3 protein-coding genes are annotated in these 5,644 nt (G+C 42.5%); 1 reads left to right on the top strand and 2 read right to left on the bottom strand.

Annotation, left to right across the window (positions count from 1 at the left end):
• A partial coding sequence (locus BFP77_RS16845) for a GEVED domain-containing protein (RefSeq protein ID WP_143751874.1) occupies positions 1-1,012 on the bottom strand: 1,012 nt, incomplete at its 3' end.
• Positions 1,013-1,062: 50 nt separating this feature from the next.
• Between BFP77_RS16845 and BFP77_RS16840 the strand changes: the two genes are divergently transcribed.
• Positions 1,063-1,299, top strand: coding sequence for a hypothetical protein (locus BFP77_RS16840; RefSeq protein ID WP_143751873.1), 237 nt, complete (start codon positions 1,063-1,065; stop codon positions 1,297-1,299).
• A 401-nt stretch (positions 1,300-1,700) separates the two neighbouring features.
• On the opposite strand, the gene BFP77_RS07110 is transcribed toward BFP77_RS16840, so the two are convergent.
• The coding region (locus BFP77_RS07110; RefSeq protein ID WP_143751872.1) for a T9SS type B sorting domain-containing protein at positions 1,701-5,644 on the bottom strand (3,944 nt) is incomplete at its 5' end.

The following is a 5,644-nucleotide window of genomic DNA, read 5'->3' as shown; positions in this document are numbered from 1 at the left end:
CCGCAGAGGTATCAAAGGCGCATGATGTCATCAAGGCCCTATATCTGTAATTGTCTTTGTCCACATCCACGGAGTTGACGGTCAAGTTCGCCGTACCCGTACCCGAGTACTCCGTACTATCGAAGATATCGGTAAAAGTCGTGCCCCCGTCACGGCTCACTTGCCACTGATAGGTGACCACTTCACTTGTGGTGACCGAAAATATGACATCGTCCCCCGCAAAAGATGTTCGGTCCACCGGCTGGGTCGTGAAGACGGGGTCCAATACCGTCATGGCTATGGGGGTGCTTTCGGTGTCGCATCCGTTCGAGGTGTACAGTGCCGTCACCGTTACGCTGTCACCATCCAACAAACCGGAGGTGGTGTAGGTATTGGCCGTGGAAAGCGGCTGCACGCTGGTACCGTTTACAAAAAATTCGTACTCGTCACCGCCACTGGCCGTAAAGGTAACACTGTCACCGTCGCAAATGGTATTGTCCGCATCACTGCTCGTAAGTACCGGATCGGGCGGTACGTTCACCGTTATGGTAAAATCTTCAATGTCCCCATCGAAAATTTCCCCACATGGATCTGTTATCGGGTCAAAATATCTTAGCATTGCCCTGGCATTGAAAGTAGTGGGTACCGTTACCGTTGGCGCGGTTACGGAAAGGTCTATGGAACACCCGTTCGGTCTTTGATAAATACAAGAGTCACTAACGCTATACTCAAATATCCCGTCACAATCAAAATCGATAAAGAGGGTAATATATTCCTCGTCACCTGATTCTGCCTCATCTGTCGTTCCCGGCCCAACACCTATCGTAAATGTTCTTGTCTGCCCAGAACAGAAAACGGCCCCAGCTATTGAAGAAGGGTCTATCTGTTCGTATGCTGGGTCAAAACTTCCCGGAGGGCATGGGTCTGGCCCTGGGCACTGCCCGTACGAATGGGAACAATCTGGTTTCCCCTGGAAACCCTTATACCTTTGTCTATACCATAAACAACCCCAATACAGGATGTAATGTTTCACGTGAGTATCGTTTAGATTTTAGAGGTTCTTCTAAAACCGTAGAAGCAAATGTGGGTAATGACCTATATGGGGCATGTGGACAAACTAATTTTGAAATTCCTGTTGTATCAACAAGTACCGGAAATACAACCTATCGTATCGTGAGTGGTCCTGCAGATTCACCGTTAGCTCCCTTTCCCACAGCTATTTCAAATCCTACGGGTATCTTGATCGCTTACCATGGTTATACCATTATTTCCGTTTTCTTGATTATAAGTTTGCGTACGCGTATTGGAAAGTGTAAATAGAATAGGAGTTGTACTTGCACCAATATACGCGTTTACGGTGAATGCTGTAGTTTCTGGCGTAGATAGGTACATCCTTTGTTCTCTTACAGAGCCATTACCGATAGCTTGATTTAACGGTTGCAGATAATGTAAATCGCTTAACTGCGCAAAACTTTTATTTCCTAAAAAAAGAAAGATAAAAAGGGCGAGATTTCTTAAGTAAAGCTTAAATTTTGAGGTAATTGGAAACTACTTGACAAAAAATCAGATTTCATCTGTGACTGCAATATATTGTTGTAAAAATTACTTTAAATGTGGTGCACTACGCTTTTTATAATACCATCCGCATCTAGATAAATTGAAGCAGAAACCCCAATAGATTTATAATTTCCATTGGGGTGCTCTTTCGTGTCGATTAAAGCTTATCTGTACAAAGTAAAGTGCCCTACGAATTCACGGGTATCTTCAGCTCCGTTAAGCTTAATAACATACCAATAATCACCTGTTGGTAGTGTATTCTCTTGATAGAATCCGTCCCATCCTTCTGGACTGTCCTGAAGGCGATACACCAAACGGCCGTATCTATCAAAAACATTGATCCAGATTTGAGGAAACTGTGCTATATTCCTCGGTAGCCAAAGGTCGTTTTGGCCATCACCATCTGGGGTAAAGAAATTGGGTATTTCAATATCAATGAATTCCATGAAAATCGATGTAGTGCTTTCACAACCATTTTCATCTACCACACGAACCGTATAGGTATCCGTCCTTTTAATAAAGAAAGTGTTCTTATCGCCGTTGTCAGATCCGTCAAAATAGAACGTGTATCCTTCTTTACCGCCTGTTGCAATGGCAGTAATCTCATTTAGGTTTTGTTGTACAGCCGTTAGCGCTAGAGGTGTAAATTGTTCTATTTGGAACTCAACAGTGTTCATACATCCGTTGGCATGTGCTATGGTAATAAAGTGAACACCAGGAGCGATATTTTCAAAGCTCGGTTCAAGAACTAGTGCATTGGCATCATCAGTATCCAGGGCGTATAATACATCCGAGGCAATGGAATCATCCTCAAGTGTGACTAAGACCCTATTGGTGGGTGTGTCACCAGAACATTCGTAGATTACTTCGGCGGTGGCGGCCAGATTTGCGCCATTTTCTACCGTTATGGTTTGATTTACGATACAACCCATAGCATCCTTTACAAATACCAGATAGGTATCTCCTGCTAAGGAATCAAAAGTAAGTCTACCTTCCACAAAATCGTCATCGTTATTGGAGTTGATACTGGTACTGTATGGTGCTGTTCCTCCGCTTATCGTTACCGTTATAGAACCATCCTCATCACCGGCACAAATTTCCGGAGTGGCACTTAGGTCCATTTCTAGAATCTCCGGTTCCGTAATGGTAAATTCAATAATTTCAAAACAGCCGTTGGTATCTTGTGCTATTACTGTATAGTCTCCAGGGGATAGATCAAAGAAACTACCCTCATCGTCAAATTGATTTAGGTTCGGATAAATAGCATATTGATAAACTCCGCTACCACCTTGTACGTCCAATTCAATACTACCATCGTTAGCATCGTTACATGTAACATTGGTAATCGCAGGTGTTACTACCAAGGGTGCGGGCTCATCGATAATAACCACTTCTGAGGTAGTTTGGCAATCCTCACTTTCCACGCTAACGTAATAAGTTCCTTGGGGAAGATCGGCAAAGGTGCCAGAACTCTGGTACGGTCTAATTGGTGAAGATAATCCTTGATCTGCGAACAGGCCATAACTATAGCCTCCAAGACCACCATCTGCTGTTGCAAATATTAGTGCAGTACTATCACCATTACAGTTTATAACAGCTGCTGAGGTATCTAGGCTTATGGTTAAATCTTCAACGGCGTTAACGGTAATTTCATTCGAAATTATTGAGATACAATTAAAGCTATCTTGAATATAATATTGATACGGTCCGGCATTAACATTCTGAAATAGATGTGTGTTTGGACCATTTATTTCGTTCATAACATTAAATGAAACACCATCAGAACTCCATCTATACGGGGCGGTACCACCTGATGCTCTTAACTCTAATTCCGCACCTGATAAACAAGTTAAAGTCTGGGTCGTAACTAGCATACCTGTGGACTGGGTAGGCGCAACAATTTCAATTATTTCGGAATCATAGGTACATCCCATAGCATCTGAAACTGTAATACTATAGAAGCCAGAACCTAGGTTATTAAAGGTTGACCCACTTTGTGAAGCGCTACTGCTGAGCGTGGTAGAGCCAACAGCATCATCCAAACTATGTAACACATAGCTATAAGTAGAACTTACGTTTCTAGAATCTAAACTAAAAGATAAGGTAGCGTCCGTATCTCCTTGACATGCTAATGGTGTGGAAGAAACACTACCTGAAATTGCATCTGGCACTAAAAGTTCAAAAGCATTATTAAAAGTGCCAGGACACCCTAAAACATCTGTAATGCTAATGTTATACTGACCAGCACCCAAGTTGTTGAACAGGTGCGAATTTACTCCTGAAATAGTGGTAGACGTACTTGAGGCATTATGCGTCAGCGTAATGTCATAAGGTGCCTGCCCGCCCAATGGATTTATTTCAGCGCTTCCTTGATCATTGGTACAACCAACATCTACAGTATTTATAGGCCCAAGAGTTATCGGAGCGCTTGGCGTTGCTATAGTGAACGACCTTACTTGACCACAATTTGGTAAAGCATCTTGGATTACCTCTACCAAGTAGTTCCCGGCCGCAATACCTATGGCCGTAGTAGGTCCTAGATTTGGAGAGTTGCCCACCATTACCGCGGTACCATCGTCTGAACGGTCAGCAGGTGTGCCATTGGTGTTATAGATGCTCCAAGAGAAACCTGCGGTATACGTTGCATCTACTATGGTAAGTCTTATACTTCCATCGTCACCAAAACAAATAGCATCCGAAAGTTTTTCCACTATTAAATCGAAAGTGTTTGGTTCATCAACAATATGATTCACAATTATTTCGCAACCTGTATTTACATTTCTGACAACGAAGGAATAATTACCGGGTTGTAAATCTGTAAAAATATTCGAAGCTTGGGCAATACCGCTGGGTAACATTCTAAACTCATAATTACCGGGGTTAGTCGTGTAGTCGGATAGGCTGCCCGTTACATCAATAGTAATGTCTTCGCCTAAATTAGTACAGCTAATGGCTTCATCAATATGAACCGTGGCAACATTTAATTTGTCGTAGGTAGGTATCGTCACCGTTACTTCTCCCGTACATCCTGTATCGTCATAAACTCTTATGATGACATCTCCACCTGCAAAATCTGTATAAATATAATTGGCTGTAGTTCCATTTTGAAGTATGTTTCCACTAACATCATCCTCAAATTCAAAGCGGACATAATTTCCTGAACCACCTACTATACTGCCAGAATCTAAAGTAATTGTGGCATTATTGGTGGTATTGTCACTAGAACAACCAAATGGCGTTACCATGGGAATATCAAACGAAATGGCAATTGGTTCGTTTACTGGAATATTGCTAAATGTAGTGATACACCCATTAGGACCGGTTGCTGTTATTTCATAAGTTCCTTGTGGAAGGTTCTCGAACGAATTGGTACTTGTATTGAATGGAGAAACATTAGGACTCAGAGCATAACTTAATGGATTATTTCCGTTATTTATTTCTGAGATTGAAATGCTACCGTCCGAACCTCCAAAACAGGTTACATCCGAAGGAGTGTAAGTGAAATTTGGATTAATCACATCTGGTATGTCCACAGTAAAGGTTCTCGCGGGACATGAAGGTCTATTGTTGTCATACACCAATACCGTATACGTTCCCGGTGTAGACGTGGTCCATTCTTCCGGTGAGGTCAGGGTTGTTCTCGTTTCGTTTTCAGGTCCGGTAATCTCATAGTCATAAGAACCGGAACCATCTGTAGCTTCAATGGTGATTACAGCATCCGGACCATAGGGGTTTGGCACTGTTACTACAGAACAATCCAATAATTTTGTGTTTGTTGCACTTGCTTGTAGAACAGGATATATTTCCGCTGTATCCGTAGCAGTACAACCGTTAGCATCTAATATAGAAATGCTGTAGGAGCCTACCGCGACATTATTGAATATACCTCCATTGTCAACATATGTTGTTCCCCCGTCAATGGAATATAGATATGGTGCACTGCCACCGCTTGCGTTCACGGTAATTCCAAAGGGTGTTGCACAATTTGTCGTTGTTACGCCAGTAATCGTAGGACTTTGTGAAATATCCATGGACACGGTATGAGAAGGTAGCGTGGTCACCGGACAATTATATTGATCGGCAATTTCCACAAGCACATTGAACGGTG

Source organism: Maribacter sp. 4U21, from assembly GCF_002742365.1.
In the GTDB taxonomy this organism is placed as follows: domain Bacteria; phylum Bacteroidota; class Bacteroidia; order Flavobacteriales; family Flavobacteriaceae; genus Maribacter.
The sequence above is the reverse complement of the archived record's forward strand: the minus strand, read 5'-3'. Positions and strand labels throughout refer to the sequence as shown.